Origin of the sequence: Candidatus Villigracilis proximus (genome assembly GCF_016717045.1) — a bacterium.
GTDB lineage: Bacteria > Chloroflexota > Anaerolineae > Anaerolineales > Villigracilaceae > Villigracilis > Villigracilis proximus.
Map to the genome: position 1 here is coordinate 63,103 of NZ_JADJUO010000018.1, position 15,715 is coordinate 78,817.

The following is a 15,715-nucleotide window of genomic DNA, read 5'->3' on the forward strand; positions in this document are numbered from 1 at the left end:
AAACAGTTTTCGGCCCTTATTGTACCTGAAAGTTACTTCTTATCGATTTTCTTTTCAATATTTTCCAAACGCCGATCTACCCGTGTGTAAAATTTTGTGATCATCCACGGGATCACGAGTACAAGCAGTAGCAATCCGCAGGTGAGAGTTAACTCTAACACACCAATGCGAAACATTACGGCTGTACCTCGATCCCTTGTCCCGAGTGGACTTTGCCGACCGCCCAAATTGGCTGCCCCAATTCTTTTGCGCGTGCCTCGAAGGCTGCTAATTTATCTTGCGGCACCCCGAGCAGTAATCCGCCGCTGGTTTGTGGATCAAAGAGCAACATTTCTGCGGGTTCGCCAAGGCTGGCATCGAATTTAACAAAAGTATCCACATGCGCTTTGTTATCAAAGGCGCCGCCTGGGAAGATGCCCTGTTCGGCATAACCGTGCGCACCGCTCAAAAAGGGAAGTTTTCCATATTCAATGTGCAGGGATACACCCGAAGCCTGTGCCATTTCCATGCTGTGGCCGAGAAAGCCGAAGCCGGTGATATCCGTCCCGCCGCGCAGATTAAATTCCTGTGCGAGCAGTCCTGCGGTCTTGTTCAAACGTGACATCCACTCGATGGCTTCTTTCACGTCGCTTTCCGATGCTTTCTCTTGTTTGAGTGCGGTGGTGGTCACGCCGCCGCCCAAAGGTTTTGTCAACACCAATACGTCGCCCGCTTTCAACCCGCCTTTGCTCATCATATTGCGCGGATCAATAAACCCGATCACTACCAAGCCGTATTTTGGTTCCTTATCTTTGACCGTGTGCCCGCCTGCGATCACAACACCTGCTTCGCGTGCTTTTTCCGCACCGCCGCGTAATATCTCACTGGATACTTCCGGGGGGAGGTGGTCTGGTAACGCCGCAATGTTCAATGCAAGGAAGGGAGTCCCGCCCATTGCATATACATCTGACAAACTATTTGCCGCCGCGATCGAGCCGTATTCATATGGTGTATCAACAACGGGTGTGAAAAAATCTGTCGTGACTACGATCGCCTTGTCTTCGCTTAAACGCCAAACGGCCGCGTCATCCGGAGAGTCAAGACCCACTAACAGGTCCGGATACGAGGCGGGATCAAAAATATCTTTGATAGGACGCAGAACCTGCGTCAGCGCATCGGCGCTTAGTTTAGACGCTCAGCCAGCACACGCCGAAAGCGTGGTCAGGCGGATTTCGCGTCCAGTTTGAGGAATCGGCATTGCATTTCCTTTATAAAAAATAAACTTCGGAAGCCTTTACACAGAGCCGGATTATAAATCGACTCAAAAAGACTTCCGAAGTTTTTTACGAATTAAGGTGTAGTTGTGTCAGGCAGCGGCAAAATGAATTGATTACCGCTTGGGATAAAGATGGTCTGCACGCCGGGTGCGAGTTTCAAAATATATTGATATTGCACCAACGCAGGCGTCAGAGATTGCGAGAGCAATTGATTGGCTTCGGCTTCGGCCTTGGCCTGGATCAAACGTGCTTCCGCTGCGCCTTGTGCTGCAATGACCGCCGCATCCGCTTGACCTTGTGCGATCTGACGCGCCTGCTCGGCTTCCTGCTTCTTTGATTCCACAACAAACTTGGCTTGCTGCGCTTGTTGTTCTGCAACCTGCTTTTGTTCAACCGCTGCGGCATATTCATCGCTAAAGCGGATATTGCGCATCAGAAAATCAGACATGATAATGTTATTGGCTTTGAGTTTTGTCTCAATTTCTTCACGGATCGCCTGTTCCAACTCGGCACGTTTCGTGCTGACCAATTCTTCAACCCCAAATTGTGAAACCGCATTACGGATCGCCGCGCGCGCAACCGGGCGCACAACATTTTCTTCATAACGATTCTGCCAAACTGTATGTAATTGAATCAACTGTGTGGGGTCAGCCGCGTAAATTACAGAAGCATCAATAAAGATCTGCTGCCCGTCTTTTGTGCGCGCCTGAATTGAATCATCGCCTTGCACAGATCCTTCACTACTCGTGGAAGACATCGTATACGTTTGCCGCGCAATCGAATATTTTTGCACACTCTCAACAAACGGAATGATCCAATGCAAGCCCGGGGTCAGTGCAACTTCACGATAGCCATTCGGCGCAAATGCTGAGATCACCACGCCGTATTCATTGGCTTGCAGGAAGACCAATCCCGCGCCTACGGTGGTGAGAAGAAGCGCCACAACCAGCAAAACAACCACAACCGTACTCAATCCTTTTGCAGGTTGGTTGCGGCTTGCACGTGTAAAGATCAACACCAGCACACCAAAAAATCCGATCCAGGCAAAGGTTGCAAGTCCTTGCAGTAAAGTTGAAATATTCATCGTTTCCTCCGAAACATAATTTTCATGATTATAACTCGCTTGCTTAGGCTCTCAATGCGTGTTAACATTTCTCCTATGAAGAATGGTGCAGGGCAAGTAACAGATGTTTATTTGGATTCCCGCGTGCGGATCATTTGCCCGCCCGACCTGATTCCCGCCCCCGGACAATATTTGCTGGCCCACGCCAGCGGATCATCCGCACCGCTGGCTGTTCCTGTTTTCTTCAGCGACTCAGCACCGAATGGATTCCGCTCCGCACCCTTCCTGCCTTTATCGTGGATGCCCGGCACACGCCTGAATCTGCGCGGTCCGCTTGGGCATGGATTCTCCCTCCCGGCCTTTGCGCGCAAGATCGCCCTGATCGCATTTGACGAATCTCCCGCCCGCCTGCATGGATTAATTTCCATCGCGCTTAAACAAGGTGCAGAAGTGGTTTTGGTCAGCAATACAATTTTAGAAGACATGCCCGAAGCAGTTGAGATTCAACCTTTGCAGGCTATGTCAGATATTTATCAATGGGCAGATTTTGCCGCACTGGATGTGGGGCGTGAGAATCTGCCTCAGTTAAGAAAAATGCTTGGTGAGGGGAATCAGGCGAAAGGTCCGCGTGAAGCGCAGGTTTTAGTCCGCGCTCCCATGCCATGCGGCGCACTGGCCGAGTGCGGCGTCTGCGCGTTGACCATCCGCCACGAATGGAAGATGACTTGTAAAGACGGCCCGGTGTTTGAGATGAGCGAATTAAAATAAAAAGTCCTCCCGCACTTGCGAGAGGACTGATGTTTTTAGTACCAAATTCTGAACGATGTTGTTGTACTGCCTGTTAGGCCGTTATAAGTACAGGTGACATCGGTGTAGATCAAACTGCCGTAGGGCTGGCTGGCGAATGAGAGCGGTATCATACCAACGCCATTGGTATTGGTTGTGAGCGTAAACGACTCGTTTCGCCCATCCGGCCAGTGGACGATGGATGTGCAGCTTGCGTTCGCCACGGGTTGTTGGTTTTGATCTTGCACGATCACGAAGATCAATTGTGAATCAGTTGCCAGAGTGACCGCCTTCCATACAAAGGCGCGAATCTGTAATTTGCTGATGGTCTTGGGGTATTGTCCAGCGCGATGACAGGCGGGATAAGGCCTATATCTTCGCCAAGTTTGTCGAAATAGACACGGCCCAGATCTGAGACCACTACGCGCTGGCCTTCGGGTTTCCACGGCTGCCATTCAAGACGTGCTTTTTCAAAATATTGCACGATCTTATTTTCGTGATATTCAAAAGGCGAAATTGGGTAGCCAAATTGCGCGGTGCCGCCATAGTTATCAAAGAATTCAAGAAACGCGAAACAAACTGTATATCCTGTCTCTGTGTAATTGCGGCAGGCAAATGTGTTGGTTGCCACATTTAATGGTCCGGTGGAAATGTAGGTTAAACTGCCAAGCGAAGTGACTTGTACACGCTGCCCTTCGGGCAGATCAGCGCGATATTCAAAACGGGCGCGCTGAAAATATTGCACCTTTTTCCCGTCTTTGCTGGTAAATTCCTCGGTGATGGGGTATCCATACAAAAATGTGGCATTGGGGTTGCTATTGTAGAACTTAAGAAAATCTCCAATGACATTGTGCCCGGTTTCGCTAAAATATTTGTTGTTCTCTGGCGCTTGCGCGTAAACAGATCCCCAGCTTGTGCCGAGCAGGCAAAGAACGAACATTAATGTGATGGATCGGCGTAGCATCATGGATATCCTGTCTCTATACTTTTCATTATACTCAGAATCTATATGCCCGACATTACAAATAGTTATCTTCAATAATGAGCCTGATAAATTTTTATCACGGATAGTATAAGCGTGGAATGGGGGGAAACACCAATTTTTTACACGGGTTTACTTTCCTACACCGAGACGCAGGAGTGTAAACCCGGCTTTTTCCCACGCTTCATAATTCCAACCTTTGACGGTATCGATCAGGATGCGGGCTTTTGTTTTTTGTGCGATCTCTTTGGGGTTTAGTTTTGCAAATTCCGTGTGATTTACCAGTAAGAGGAGCGCATCTGCATCTTTGATGGCATCTTCAAAAGTAGCAGACATATGAATGCCCGGCAGATTCGCGTCTGGTTTGAAAGGTTCCCAGGCTTTTACCAGTGCGCCTTCGTGTTGCAGCAGATGTACAACTTCATTTGCAGGGCTTTCGCGCAGGTCATCCACATCGGGTTTGTAGGCCAGGCCGAGCGCTGCGATCTTTTTGCCTTCAAGGGAGCCGAGTGCGCGTTTAACCGTCTCCACTACAAAATGAGGCTGGGCATCATTGACTTGCCGGGCGTGATAGATGAGTGGCGTTAACGCTGGAGCGGCTTCAACGAAGAACCACGGATCCACGCTGATGCAATGTCCGCCGACGCCGGGGCCGGGGTTAAGGATCTTTACGCGCGGATGTAAATTGGCAATGGAGATGGCTTCCCAGACATCCACGCCGAATTTATTTGCGAGACGTGAGAATTCATTGGCGATGGCGATATTCACATCGCGGTAGGTGTTTTCCATCAATTTGACCATTTCTGCGGTGGTTGCGTCAGTTTGGACGATCTGTCCTTTGACGAAGATGGAATACAGATCGCGCCCGACTTGTGCCGACTCGGGAGTCACGCCGCCGATGACGCGCGCATTCTCGATCAGTTCGCGCATGATCTGTCCGGGCAAAACTCTTTCGGGAGAATATGCCAAATGGAAGTCGCGCCCAGCTTCCAGTCCCGAACGAGCGAGGATGGGAGTCACAAGGTCGACGGTGGTGCGTGGGGGGGAAGTCGATTCGAGGACGACGAGATTCCCCTTCCGCAAAAATGGGACAATGGATTCTGCGGCGGAGATCACAGCGCGCATATCCGCCAGTTTATAGGCCATGCCGTTGTATTCGCCAAATTTATTTTCCTGAAAAGGGGTTGGCACGGCGATAATGAAGGCGTCGGCCTCTTCCGGTTTTGTGGCGGCTTTGAAATTGCCAGATTGAATGGCTTTTTTTACTTCTTCATGCAAACCGGGTTCGTGAATATGGATTTCACCCTTGTTCAGGGTGTCAATAATGCGCTGACTGATATCCACACCGAGGACGTTGATGCCGTGCGCGGCAAAAGTGGATGCGGTGGGGAGGCCGATATAACCCAGGCCAATGACACAAATTTTTTGAAATTTCACTGGGACTCCAATACGTTTGATTTAACGTTCTTATTATACAACCAGCAAACTGCTTAATGTGCGCAACTTTTTTATGGCACTGCTCGTAAATTGATTGAAACCTACCCTTCTTGTTGTATAATCAAATAGAGGCGAAAATGGAATTTTTACTGGAACCCAATGTTGCTTACCTGATCTTGTTGAGCGGTGTTTTGCTTGGCTTGATGGCGATCGTTACGCCGGGAACAGGGTTGTTTGAAATTGGTGCTGTCTTTTGTCTCGCGTTGGCGGGGTACGCAGTGTATAACCTGTCCTTTAATTGGTGGGCATTGATTATTCTTGTTTTGAGCATTGTTCCGTTTATCCATGCCATTCAAAAGCCAAAACGTGAGCTGTATCTCGGTTTTTCCATTCTGCTGCTGGTGATTGGTTCAGTTTTTATGTTTGCAGTGGACGGCTGGAAGCCGGCTGTTAATCCATTTATTGCGCTGGTAACTTCGGGTCTGCTCTCAGTTTTTTTGTGGATCGTGGTGCGAAAAACTGTACAAGCCGCAGGTGTGCGCCCGGTACATGACCTTGCGGCATTGAACGGATTATCCGGTGAGGCCAGGTCAATTGTCCATGAAGAAGGAAGTGTGTTTGTGGCAGGGGAGATGTGGTCTGCCAAAAGTGAGCATGATATTCCTGTAGGCAGTTCCATTCGTGTGGTTCGTCGCGAGGGATTTATCCTCGTTGTTGAAAAAATAGTCAGTTAAATAATAAACAAGACAAGGAGAATTAATATGGACTTTTTAGCAACTGGTGGCGCTGTATTTTGTTTTGTGGGAGCGGTATTAATCATTGGCTTTGTATTTCTTGCCAATGCCATTCGCATCATCCCTGAATATCAACGTCTCGTCGTATTCCGGCTTGGCCGTTCTGTAGGTGCCAAAGGACCTGGTATTGTTCTGTTGATCCCTGTCATTGATCGTGGAGTAAAAGTGGATTTGCGCGAACAAGTGCGTGAAATTCCGCATCAGACTTCGATCACAAAAGACAATGCCCCGATCTCCATTGACTTTCTGTGGTATTACAAGGTGCTTGATCCCACTGAATCAGTGTTGCAGGTAGGTAACTTTGAAACCGCTGCGGCGGGTATTGCGGCAACCACCTTGCGCGCTGTCATCGGCGGTATTCCATTGGATGACGTGCTTTCAGAACGTGAACACATTAATAACATGCTCCGCACCCGTTTGGATGAAGTTACCGAACGCTGGGGTGTGAAAGTGACCAATGTGGAAATCCGCGAAATTGTCCCGCCGCGCGAAGTGCAGGATGCGATGAACCGTCAGATGTCTGCGGAACGTATTCGCCGCGCGCTTGTTACCGAATCCATGGGCGATCAGGAAGCCGCCATCAATCGTGCTGAAGGTACCAAACAGGCCGCGATCCTGGCTGCTCAAGGTGAACGTGAGTCCAACATCTTGCGCGCTGAAGGTGACAAGACGGCGCAGGCTTTGCGCGCAGAAGGTTTTGCTGTTGCTTTGGAAGCCATCTACACCGCAACCAAGACAGTAGATCAAAAGACAATGACCTTGCAGTATTTTGAGACCCTCAAGTCCATTGGCTCAAGCGCATCCACCAAATTCATCTTCCCGATGGAATTTACCAGCATGTTGGATAATTTCCTTGGCAAGGACGTAAAGAAGTAAAAGAAAGTAGAAAGTAAAAACGAGAAGTGGAAAGATGAAATGAAAATTTCACTTTCCACTTTTTTATTGATACAATCGCCCTGTTATGGAAATTATGACCGCATCCATTTTTGACCTGAACGCGCTGCGCAAGCTTGAAAACGAAAGTTTTGATAAAGACGCCTGGCCCCTATTTGACCTGATCGCTGTTTTGACTTTTCCTGAGGTGATTCGGCTTAAGGCAGTGGAAGACGGCCAAATGGCCGGATTCGTGGCCGGAGACCCGCGTCCGAGCAACGGGTGGGGCTGGATCGCCACCATTGCAGTTGATTCTCGCTTTAGGCGACGCGGCATTGGACGTGCCCTGCTGCGTGCCTGTGAAGCCAAACTCGGCGTGCCCCGTTCCCGTTTGACCGTGCGAGTCTCGAATCAAGTTGCGATCTCCATGTATGAAAAAGAAGGCTATGCCACCACCGAGATCTGGAGCAAATATTACAATGACGGTGAAGATGGCATGGTGATGGAAAAAGAACTTGAAAATCCATAACCGGCTCAACAGCGCCATATTTGCATTTGGCGCAAATGTCCGACTTACGCTTGAAAGGTTTATAATCAGCCGATATGTCTGAAACTCTGCCTCCGCCTATTTGGGTAAACACAAAACAATTACTACAACAATTAATTGATGATCTTGCCACACAGTCTCGCGTGGCAGTGGACACCGAATCCAACAGCCTGCACGCTTTTCGCGAGCAGGTTTGTCTGATTCAGTTTTCTTCAACCAACGCGGATTATCTGGTGGATCCGCTGGCCTTAAGGGATTTAAGCGGACTTGCCCCCATTTTCGCCGACCCGAACATTGAGAAAATATTTCACGCCGCAGAATATGACCTGGTCTGTTTACGGCGCGATTTCAATTTCAAATTTTCGAATTTGTTCGATACGATGCAGGCCGCGCGTGTGTTGGGGTATCCGGCTGTGGGCCTCGATCGTCTGCTGGGCGATAAATTTAGAATACAAACAGACAAGCGTCACCAAAAAGCAGATTGGGCCGCGCGCCCGCTGACAAAAGAGCAGATACATTACGCGCGCTTGGATACACACTATCTCTTTGATCTGCGGGATGTGTTGGAAAAGGAATTACAGGAAAGCGATCGCCTGGAGTTTGCAAAAGAGGATTTTGTCCGCGCTTGTGTGGCGGAAGAGCAGAAACAAAAGGTAACCAGCGAATCATGGGAACGATTTGCGGGGCGCAAGGATCTTAATCTGCGTGAGTTGACGATCGTGGCGCAGTTGTGCAAGTGGCGGGACAGGGAAGCTGAAAAATTAAACCGTCCGCCGTATAAGGTGGTGATGGATGATGTGTTCGTTTTATTATCCAAGAATCCGCCTGAGCAGAAGGTGGATCTTTCTGCGGCAGGATTAAGCGAGAAGCAGATCCGCTTGTGGGGGGATTCGGTTTTAGCTGCGATCAGGCGCGGGGCTTCGGCTCCGCTGGTTGAACGGAAGCAGGTTGAAGTGCGGAATGATGCGTTCCTGCGTCGGTTGGAGAAGTTGAAGTTGTGGCGAAAAAAGGTCGGGTTGGAAATGGGCGTCGAGTCAGATGTCATTCTGCCCAAGCCTTATTTATCTGCGATCGCTGAGAATCCGCCAAACGATGTGAATGAACTGGCGTCCATTATGAAAGAGACTCCTTCACGTGTTGAAAAATATGGCGCGCAGATTCTAAAAGTACTTGGAGTAAAAAATGCGAATTAACTTTCATGGTGCGGCGCATACAGTGACTGGCAGCCAGCATTTGCTGGAGATCAACGGTTCAAAATTACTTTTGGATTGCGGGTTGTATCAGGGCAGGCGCGCAGATACGTATGAACGCAACTTGAATTTTAGCTATGACCCAAAAACAGTGGACGCGGTGATCCTTTCACATGCGCATATTGACCACGCGGGTAATTTACCCAACCTGACCAAACAGGGCTATGAAGGAAATATTTTTGCCACACGTGCGACTGCTGATCTTGGAAGTTTGATGATCCGCGACTCGGGACGCATTCAAGAATCAGATGCGGAGTTCGTTAATAAAAAACGCGCACAGCGCGGCGAAGAACCGATCGAGCCGTTGTATACAGAACATGATGCAGAAGAAGTTGCAGGGATGTTTAAGGGTGTGAATTACGCTGAGGCGTTTGAACCTATTCCGGGTGTGATCGCGCGTTTTTATGAGGCGGGACATATTCTCGGTTCGGCGGGTGTGTCGCTTGAGATTGAAGAGAAAGGCAAAAAGATCCGCTTTTGGTTTTCAGGTGATATTGGCCGATACAAAATGCCTTTATTGCGCGATCCTATTTTGCCTGAAGCAGTTGATTATATGATCATGGAATCAACCTATGGCGATAAGTCGCATAGTAACCCTGAGCTTGCATACTCGGAATTTCGTAATGTTGTGAAGCTCACAGTGGAACGCGGCGGAAAGGTGATCGTGCCAGCTTTCGCGGTGGGGCGTTCACAGGAATTGGTGTTTTATTTAAATCAGATGATGGAAAATGGCGAAGTGCCGCGCGTGCCGGTCTATGTCGATAGTCCGCTGGCGGTGAATGCCACCGAAGTATTCAAACGTCATCTGGAATGTTTTGATGAAGAGACGGCTAAGTTTGTGCGTGAGTCGCGTCACCCCGCGCTGGATTTCAAAATGTTGACTTATGTGAAGTCGGTTGAGGAATCCAAGGCTTTGAATGAGAACAAAGAGCCTATGGTCATTATCTCCGCTTCAGGTATGGCGGAAACCGGCCGCATTGTGCATCATATAAAGAATAATATTGAAAATCCAAAGAATACGATCTGCATCGTTTCATGGCAGGCACCCAATACGTTGGGACGGAGATTGGCTGACCGTGAGCCGCAGGTAAATATTTTCGGTGAAGTTTACAAACGCAAATGTGACGTGGCAACGATCGGCGGGTTGTCCGGTCACGCGGGGCAGGATCTGCTCATGAAGTATGCCCTGGGCGTAAAAGATACTGTGAAACAGATCTTTTTGGTTCACGGTGAAGAAAAACAAGCGATGACCTTAAAGGGTCTTTTGAACGAACGAAAATTAAGTCAGGTGCATTATCCTGAATTGCACGAGAGTGTGGATCTGTAGAAAATTTTTCGGTTATAATCCTGCCCGCTTCACCTGATTGGGGAGGTGCCAGAGTGGCTGAATGGGATAGTCTCGAAAACTATTGTGGGCTCCGGTCCACCGAGGGTTCGAATCCCTCCCTCCCCGCTAAACAAAAAATGCGCCTGCAAAGGCGCATTTTTTGTTTCCACCATGCTCTTCACCACGAAGGCTTAAAGAAAATTTCGAGGCTTTGTGCCTTTGTGACTTCGTGGTGTAGTTATTAAACAACCTATTAAGGTCTAATTTTTAGTGGTAAGATTCGCCCAATGAAACTAAACCTTGCCCTTGCCCAGATCAACACAAAACTTGGGGATGTGGAATCCAATCTTGCCAAGCACATGGATTACATCAAACAGGCTCGAGCTGAAAAAACAGACCTGCTTGTTTTTCCCGAACTTTCCCTCACCGGATATGTTTTACAGGATTTAGTAGCCTCGGTTGCACACAAGCCGACAGAGGATGACCCCGTATTCAAACATTTACTCAAAGCGTCTCGTGATCTGGACCTGGTCATTGGATTCGTGGACGAAGACTCCCGTCATCGCTTTTACATTGCCTCCGCCTATCTTTCGGGTGGAAAAGTTTTACATGTGCATCACAAAGTGTATTTACCCACCTATGGCCTTTTCGATGAAGGCCGTTTCTTTGCCTGGGGTGATTCGATCCGCGCTTTCGATACGCGCTTTGGCCGTGTGGGCATGTTGATCTGCGAAGACTTCTGGCACGCTTCGCCGCCCTATCTGCTTTGGCTGGATGGCGCGGATATTATGCTATTTTCATCCGCTTCGCCCGGGCGTGGATTAAATGACAAGGAAAAACTTGAATCCGCGCGTTGGGTGGAACGTGTGACAAAAGCCTATGCCAGTATGTTTACGTCCTTTGTAGCCCACGCCAATCGAGTAGGCTATGAAGACGGCTTGCATTTCTGGGGCGGAGCGACCCTCTTCGACCCCAACGGCGAAGAGATTGCCATTGGCCCATATAACGAAGAAGCGCTGACCTTCGCGCAAATGGACTTAAATCAACTGCGCCGCACGCGCGCCCGTTTGCCTTTGCTGCGCGATGAACGTACCAATCTCGTACAAAAAGAATTGAACAGGATACTTTCCCGTGGTTGATATAACTCTTGGTATCAATACAAACCTTGCGCGTGAAATTCTCACGGGCTTCCTTCGATCTGAAGTGACACGCGTGGGCATGTCTCATGCGGTGGTTGGTCTCTCCGGCGGACTTGACTCCGCGCTTTCGTGTATATTGGCGGTTGAAGCGCTTGGCGCTGAAAATGTGCTGGCCGTGCGAATGCCGTATAAACTTTCCAGTAGTGACTCGCTGGACCATGCGCAATTATTGATCGATCAACTTGGTGTTCAAAGCAAAACCATCGAGATCACAGATATGGTGGAACCGCTCTTCAAGATGCACCCAGATATTTCAAAAATGCGTATGGGCAACATTATGGCACGCGAACGCATGATCGTACTCTTCGATCAAAGCGAAGTCTTCAAAGGACTCGTCATCGGCACCAGCAACAAGACCGAGATATTGCTTGGTTATAGTACGCATTATGGCGACTCCGCCAGTGCCATGAATCCGATTGGCGATCTGTATAAGACTCAAGTCCGCCAGCTTTCACGCGCGATGAATATCCCCGCCCCGATCATTGATAAGCCGCCTTCAGCCGATCTATGGGAAGGCCAAACCGATGAAGGTGAATTAGGCTTCACATATGGTGAAGTGGACAAACTTCTTTATCTGCTTGTTGACCAGCGTTACAGTCCGCTGGAAGCGATTGAAGCGGGCTTCAACGAAAAATTTGTGAATGCCGTTACAACGCGCATCCGCCGCAATCAATTCAAACGTATGCAGCCGCCGATTGCCAAGATCAGCAATCGCACCATCGGCTATGACTTTTTGTATCTGCGCGATTGGGGCACCTAATGGGGCTGCACATTCCGCCTTCACTCAAGCACAAACGTTTCTTCTACCTTTGGCTTGGACAACTGATCTCCATCGCAGGAACCCAGATGCAAATCTGGGCTTTATTTTGGCACATCAACCAGCTGAATAAAAATCCCATCGCACTGGGCGGCATTGGCCTCGCGCGCATTTTGCCCGTCATTATTTTTTCTCTGATCGGCGGCGCGGTTGCCGACTCACGGAATCGACGGAACGTGATGTTCGTTACCCAAACTGTCGCCGCGCTTCTTGCTTTAACGTTGGGCCTGCTCACCCAATTTGGGGAGATCACCATCTGGCATATTTACGCCATTACTGCATTACAGGCCATTGCCGTCGCCTTTGATGGACCATCACGCCAATCCCTGATTCCGAATCTAGTCCCCGCAAAAGATCTGCCAAATGCCTTCAGCATGACATTCACTGCATTTCAAGCAGGCTCGGTCATCGGCCCGGCGTTGACCGGTGTGGTGATCGCATTTGCGGGTCAATCTGCTGTGTATTATTTCAATGCGTTTTCCTTCCTCTCGGTTTTGCTCGCCCTCTTTATGATCGGTGACGTACCGCAGACGATTTCTGAGAAAATGTCTGGCATTAGTGTCGAGTCGATTCGCGAGGGGATTCAATTTATCTTAAGCAAGCCGGTCATTCTTTCGACCATGCTCCTGGATTTTGTCGCCACGTTCTTTGCTTCAGCAAACACTTTACTTCCCATTATTGCCACAGGTGTCCTGCATGTTGGAGTGGTGGAGTACGGATATTTATCCGCGGCGCAGGCGGTGGGTGCGGTGGCTGCTGCCCTGGTCATCTCTCAAGTACGCGAACTGCGCAAACAGGGACAATTATTTCTTGGCGCGGTAATTATTTTTGGAATTGCAACTGTAATTTTCGGCATGACAAAATCCCTCCTGATCGCGTGGCTGGCACTTGCAACCACCGGTGCGGCAGACGGAGTCAGCACGATCATTCGCAACACTATTCGGCAGTTACAAACTCCCGATCACATCCGCGGACGTATGACCAGTGTCAATCAAATATTTTTTCAGGGCGGTCCGCAGTTGGGTGAGATCGAAGCTGGTTCAGTGGCGCAATTCTTCGGCGCACCTTTCGCTGTCATCACCGGCGGGATCGGCTGTATCATCGGCACGCTGTTGATCATCCGCAAGTGGCCGCAGTTGAGAACCTACAACGGCGATGAACCAATGCTGGCTGGTGCAAAAGCCGATTAATAAATAAATATTCCGGGATTATGGGTTTAAAAGAATATCAAGACAGATACTTCGCACACAGAGAAGATTTAAACCGTAAACACAAAGTCTCGAAGACTCAAAGTCACAAAGTTTTTTTCTTGGCGCCTTTGTGACTTTGTGTCTTGGTGGTTAAGAAACCATCACACTTACACCCTCGCCTTGAGGCGGATTTTCGATAAGGCGTTTCATTTCTGCGGTTACGGCTTGATGAATGATGGCGGAGTCGGTTGTCCCTAGTTCTTTGGCGTAGATCGGTTCACCAATTTGTATGCGGACATGCACATCATGTTTCATGAATCCCACATGTGCAAGAATTTGAAGCGCGGCGGCCAGCTTTTCCTTTTCTTCTTTTGTTCTTTTTATATTCAACAGAAAATGATTTGCGGCCTTGTCCCAAACCACACCGCGAACCAAAATGGGCAGGATCGCGGTCTCTGGCGCCATGCGGATGAATACGCCTGCGGAGTCTGTCCATGCTTGCAGAGAGTCCACTGCGCCTTTGTACATATCAGGATCGGGTTCGATGTGACCAGCGGGGAAGGTGAGTGCTGCGCCGCCGGCGCGTAAATGTGCTGTGACCTGCCGCACCAGACTCACTCGTGAGGCGGCATCATCTTTTACGTAAAAGAGTTGATTGCTCATGTTGGGCAGTGCATTAAGAAATGGACGGTCCAGGGCGATGATCTTCAGGTCATTGCGTTGGAGCGCACAAAATGCGGAGAGGGTGTCGCTCATGCCCGGATGATTGGATAATGCCAGAAACGCAGAATCAGGAATCAGGTCCAGACCGAAGACGCGCACGTCACTGACGAAGTGTTTTTGTGTCAGACGCGATGCATCCACGAGGCCGTGGGTTGCGATGGCGTTGTCAAATTCCACCATGAAATCTGCAAAGTTAATTGCAGGACGTAAAAAAAGTTTGCGAAGAATTTTTGAAAGAATGGGGCGGTTTTGCCAGTCAAAAGAAGAAACAAGATCATCGAGATTGATCTGCGTTAAGAGTTCAAGATTGGATGTCATTCGGGTTCCAGTGAAAAGTGAAGCGGATAGCCTTCAAGCCCGGCCGCGAAATGTGCCTTGTTGATTAATCTTTCGGCTTCGGTTTTGGGGAGCGTTTTTACATACGCAATGCCTTTGATGTGTGCCGTAAGCATGATGTCTGCGGCTCTGTCTGTGCCAAGATAAAAAATGGAAGTGAGGATATGTACAACAAAATCCATTGGGGTGACATCGTCGTTATGAATGATGACGCGATAAAGAGGCTCAAGCTCGGTTTCTGTTTCTTCGATGATCTCGATCTCAGGGGAGATTTGTAGTTTCATCATCCCTTATTCATCATCCTTTTTCCATGCATTGTTTAGTTTGTGGATTTCGTCAGCGCTTAAGGAGATATCTGCTGCGTCAAAATTTTCCCTGATGTGCTGCGGATTAAATGACATGGGAATGGTAATGACTCGCGGCTGTGATACCAGCCAGGCCAGTGCGATCTGAAATGGCGTGGCCGAATGTGCGTTTGCAATTTCGCCCAGCGTTTTGTTGACGCGCACGCTGCGAAATTTTACAGGCGAATAAGCCGTGACCAAAATATCGTTTTGCTGACAATATTCCAAAACGCCGTTCTTGACATAGGATTGATCGGGCAGGCGGTAGGGAACTTGATTGGTGATGATGGGAGTCTCTGAAAGTGATTGCGATTGTTTCAATAACTTTAAGTTAAAGTTGCTCACGCCCAAATGTTTTATTTTTCCAGCCTGCACGAGTTTGTTCAATGCGCGGAAGGCTTCAGGCAGATTCATGCCCACACGCGGCCAGTGGATGAGATACAGGTCAATGTATTCCATCTTGAGGCGGCGCAGACTGTTTTCGCAGGATGTGAATACATCATCATAGTCAAGATGCTCGGGTGAGACTTTTGAAGTGATAAATAAATTTTCGCGTTTGGAATTTGTTTCGCGTATGGCGCGCCCGATCAGCTCTTCGGCGTGACCCGCTGCGTCATATTCGGCAGTGTCGAAGTGTGTGTATCCGATCTCCAGCGCGGAATGCAGAGCGGTCGTCGAAACAGAATCAGTTGTCAGGTCGGGGGAGGATTCGCCGCCGATCTTCCAGGTGCCGAATCCGATCTTTGGGAGAGTCAGGTTATGGATGGTTTCGTATTTCATAAGTGAAATTA

Annotated in this window: 17 protein-coding genes and 1 tRNA gene; 10 read left to right on the forward strand and 8 right to left on the reverse strand. The window is 49.1% G+C overall.

Annotation, left to right across the window (positions count from 1 at the left end; all coding sequences use genetic code 11):
- Positions 1-175 precede the first annotated feature (175 nt).
- A complete protein-coding gene (selD, locus tag IPL71_RS18080) occupies positions 176-1,237 on the reverse strand; it encodes a selenide, water dikinase SelD (RefSeq protein WP_345324033.1) in 1,062 nt (353 codons plus the stop codon).
- A gap of 92 nt (positions 1,238-1,329) precedes the next feature.
- Positions 1,330-2,340, reverse strand: a complete 1,011-nt coding sequence (locus tag IPL71_RS18085; protein ID WP_345324035.1) for a prohibitin family protein — start codon at positions 2,338-2,340, stop codon at positions 1,330-1,332.
- A 54-nt stretch (positions 2,341-2,394) separates the two neighbouring features.
- Here IPL71_RS18085 and IPL71_RS18090 point away from each other — a divergent pair, with 54 nt between their 5' ends.
- Positions 2,395-3,087: an iron-sulfur cluster-binding protein gene (locus IPL71_RS18090; protein ID WP_345324036.1), complete on the forward strand. Its 693-nt coding sequence runs from the start codon at positions 2,395-2,397 to the stop codon at positions 3,085-3,087.
- 35 nt (positions 3,088-3,122) lie between these two features.
- Here IPL71_RS18090 and IPL71_RS18095 read toward each other — a convergent pair whose 3' ends face one another.
- From IPL71_RS18095 to IPL71_RS18105, 3 genes are all read right to left on the reverse strand, one after another.
- A complete protein-coding gene (locus tag IPL71_RS18095) occupies positions 3,123-3,368 on the reverse strand; it encodes a transthyretin-like family protein (RefSeq protein ID WP_345324038.1) in 246 nt (81 codons plus the stop codon).
- Positions 3,365-4,072 carry a hypothetical protein gene (locus IPL71_RS18100; protein WP_345324040.1) on the reverse strand — a complete coding sequence of 236 codons (708 nt, stop codon included), beginning with the start codon at positions 4,070-4,072 and terminating at the stop codon, positions 3,365-3,367. Before IPL71_RS18100 ends, IPL71_RS18095 begins: the two co-directional genes overlap by 4 nt.
- 147 nt (positions 4,073-4,219) lie before the next feature.
- Positions 4,220-5,524 carry a nucleotide sugar dehydrogenase gene (locus tag IPL71_RS18105; protein ID WP_345324041.1) on the reverse strand — a complete coding sequence of 435 codons (1,305 nt, stop codon included), beginning with the start codon at positions 5,522-5,524 and terminating at the stop codon, positions 4,220-4,222.
- A gap of 137 nt (positions 5,525-5,661) precedes the next feature.
- Between IPL71_RS18105 and IPL71_RS18110 the strand changes: the two genes are divergently transcribed.
- The 9 genes from IPL71_RS18110 to IPL71_RS18150 all read left to right on the forward strand — a co-directional run bounded on the left by IPL71_RS18110 (position 5,662) and on the right by IPL71_RS18150 (position 13,521).
- Positions 5,662-6,258, forward strand: coding sequence for an NfeD family protein (locus IPL71_RS18110; RefSeq protein ID WP_345324043.1), 597 nt, complete (start codon positions 5,662-5,664; stop codon positions 6,256-6,258).
- 27 nt (positions 6,259-6,285) lie between these two features.
- The gene (locus IPL71_RS18115) at positions 6,286-7,194 is read left to right on the forward strand and encodes an SPFH domain-containing protein (RefSeq protein ID WP_345324045.1); all 909 of its coding nucleotides are present in this window, start codon (positions 6,286-6,288) and stop codon (positions 7,192-7,194) included.
- 94 nt (positions 7,195-7,288) lie between these two features.
- Positions 7,289-7,720, forward strand: a complete 432-nt coding sequence (locus IPL71_RS18120) for a GNAT family N-acetyltransferase (RefSeq protein WP_345324047.1) — start codon at positions 7,289-7,291, stop codon at positions 7,718-7,720.
- A gap of 74 nt (positions 7,721-7,794) precedes the next feature.
- On the forward strand, positions 7,795-8,931 hold the full coding sequence (locus tag IPL71_RS18125; protein WP_345324049.1) for a ribonuclease D: 1,137 nt from the start codon (positions 7,795-7,797) through the stop codon (positions 8,929-8,931).
- Positions 8,921-10,315 (forward strand): MBL fold metallo-hydrolase RNA specificity domain-containing protein, encoded by a 1,395-nt coding sequence (locus tag IPL71_RS18130; RefSeq protein WP_345324051.1) that lies wholly within the window; start codon positions 8,921-8,923, stop codon positions 10,313-10,315. Before IPL71_RS18125 ends, IPL71_RS18130 begins: the two co-directional genes overlap by 11 nt.
- A 39-nt stretch (positions 10,316-10,354) precedes the next feature.
- A tRNA-Ser gene (locus IPL71_RS18135) sits at positions 10,355-10,441 on the forward strand.
- 161 nt (positions 10,442-10,602) lie between these two features.
- Positions 10,603-11,454: a nitrilase-related carbon-nitrogen hydrolase gene (locus IPL71_RS18140; RefSeq protein WP_345324053.1), complete on the forward strand. Its 852-nt coding sequence runs from the start codon at positions 10,603-10,605 to the stop codon at positions 11,452-11,454.
- Complete coding sequence (locus IPL71_RS18145; RefSeq protein WP_345324055.1) at positions 11,447-12,274, forward strand: NAD+ synthase; 828 nt, start codon at positions 11,447-11,449, stop codon at positions 12,272-12,274. Before IPL71_RS18140 ends, IPL71_RS18145 begins: the two co-directional genes overlap by 8 nt.
- Positions 12,274-13,521: an MFS transporter gene (locus IPL71_RS18150; protein ID WP_345324057.1), complete on the forward strand. Its 1,248-nt coding sequence runs from the start codon at positions 12,274-12,276 to the stop codon at positions 13,519-13,521. The genes IPL71_RS18145 and IPL71_RS18150 overlap by 1 nt, the downstream gene beginning before the upstream one ends.
- A gap of 150 nt (positions 13,522-13,671) precedes the next feature.
- Here IPL71_RS18150 and IPL71_RS18155 read toward each other — a convergent pair whose 3' ends face one another.
- Genes IPL71_RS18155 through IPL71_RS18165 form a run of 3 tightly spaced genes read right to left on the reverse strand, consistent with a single transcriptional unit; the run spans position 13,672 to position 15,704 of the window.
- Complete coding sequence (locus IPL71_RS18155; RefSeq protein WP_345324059.1) at positions 13,672-14,562, reverse strand: lysophospholipid acyltransferase family protein; 891 nt, start codon at positions 14,560-14,562, stop codon at positions 13,672-13,674.
- Positions 14,559-14,867, reverse strand: a complete 309-nt coding sequence (locus IPL71_RS18160; RefSeq protein WP_345324061.1) for an ATP-dependent Clp protease adaptor ClpS — start codon at positions 14,865-14,867, stop codon at positions 14,559-14,561. The genes IPL71_RS18155 and IPL71_RS18160 overlap by 4 nt, the downstream gene beginning before the upstream one ends.
- Before the next feature lie 3 nt (positions 14,868-14,870).
- Positions 14,871-15,704, reverse strand: coding sequence for an aldo/keto reductase (locus IPL71_RS18165; protein ID WP_345324062.1), 834 nt, complete (start codon positions 15,702-15,704; stop codon positions 14,871-14,873).
- Positions 15,705-15,715 lie beyond the last annotated feature (11 nt).

What these genes read in the sequence shown, in the direction of transcription:
- IPL71_RS18115 (WP_345324045.1), top strand. Translation starts at nt 6,286, where the DNA reads ATGGACTTTTTAGCAACTGGTGGCGCTGTATTTTGTTTTGTGGGAGCG.
- IPL71_RS18150 (WP_345324057.1), top strand. Translation starts at nt 12,274, where the DNA reads ATGGGGCTGCACATTCCGCCTTCACTCAAGCACAAACGTTTCTTCTAC.
- IPL71_RS18110 (WP_345324043.1), top strand. Translation starts at nt 5,662, where the DNA reads ATGGAATTTTTACTGGAACCCAATGTTGCTTACCTGATCTTGTTGAGC.
- IPL71_RS18160 (WP_345324061.1), bottom strand. Translation starts at nt 14,867, where the DNA reads ATGATGAAACTACAAATCTCCCCTGAGATCGAGATCATCGAAGAAACA.
- IPL71_RS18085 (WP_345324035.1), bottom strand. Translation starts at nt 2,340, where the DNA reads ATGAATATTTCAACTTTACTGCAAGGACTTGCAACCTTTGCCTGGATC.
- IPL71_RS18140 (WP_345324053.1), top strand. Translation starts at nt 10,603, where the DNA reads ATGAAACTAAACCTTGCCCTTGCCCAGATCAACACAAAACTTGGGGAT.
- IPL71_RS18125 (WP_345324049.1), top strand. Translation starts at nt 7,795, where the DNA reads ATGTCTGAAACTCTGCCTCCGCCTATTTGGGTAAACACAAAACAATTA.
- IPL71_RS18090 (WP_345324036.1), top strand. Translation starts at nt 2,395, where the DNA reads ATGCGTGTTAACATTTCTCCTATGAAGAATGGTGCAGGGCAAGTAACA.
- IPL71_RS18130 (WP_345324051.1), top strand. Translation starts at nt 8,921, where the DNA reads ATGCGAATTAACTTTCATGGTGCGGCGCATACAGTGACTGGCAGCCAG.
- IPL71_RS18165 (WP_345324062.1), bottom strand. Translation starts at nt 15,704, where the DNA reads ATGAAATACGAAACCATCCATAACCTGACTCTCCCAAAGATCGGATTC.
- IPL71_RS18155 (WP_345324059.1), bottom strand. Translation starts at nt 14,562, where the DNA reads ATGACATCCAATCTTGAACTCTTAACGCAGATCAATCTCGATGATCTT.
- IPL71_RS18100 (WP_345324040.1), bottom strand. Translation starts at nt 4,072, where the DNA reads ATGATGCTACGCCGATCCATCACATTAATGTTCGTTCTTTGCCTGCTC.
- IPL71_RS18120 (WP_345324047.1), top strand. Translation starts at nt 7,289, where the DNA reads ATGACCGCATCCATTTTTGACCTGAACGCGCTGCGCAAGCTTGAAAAC.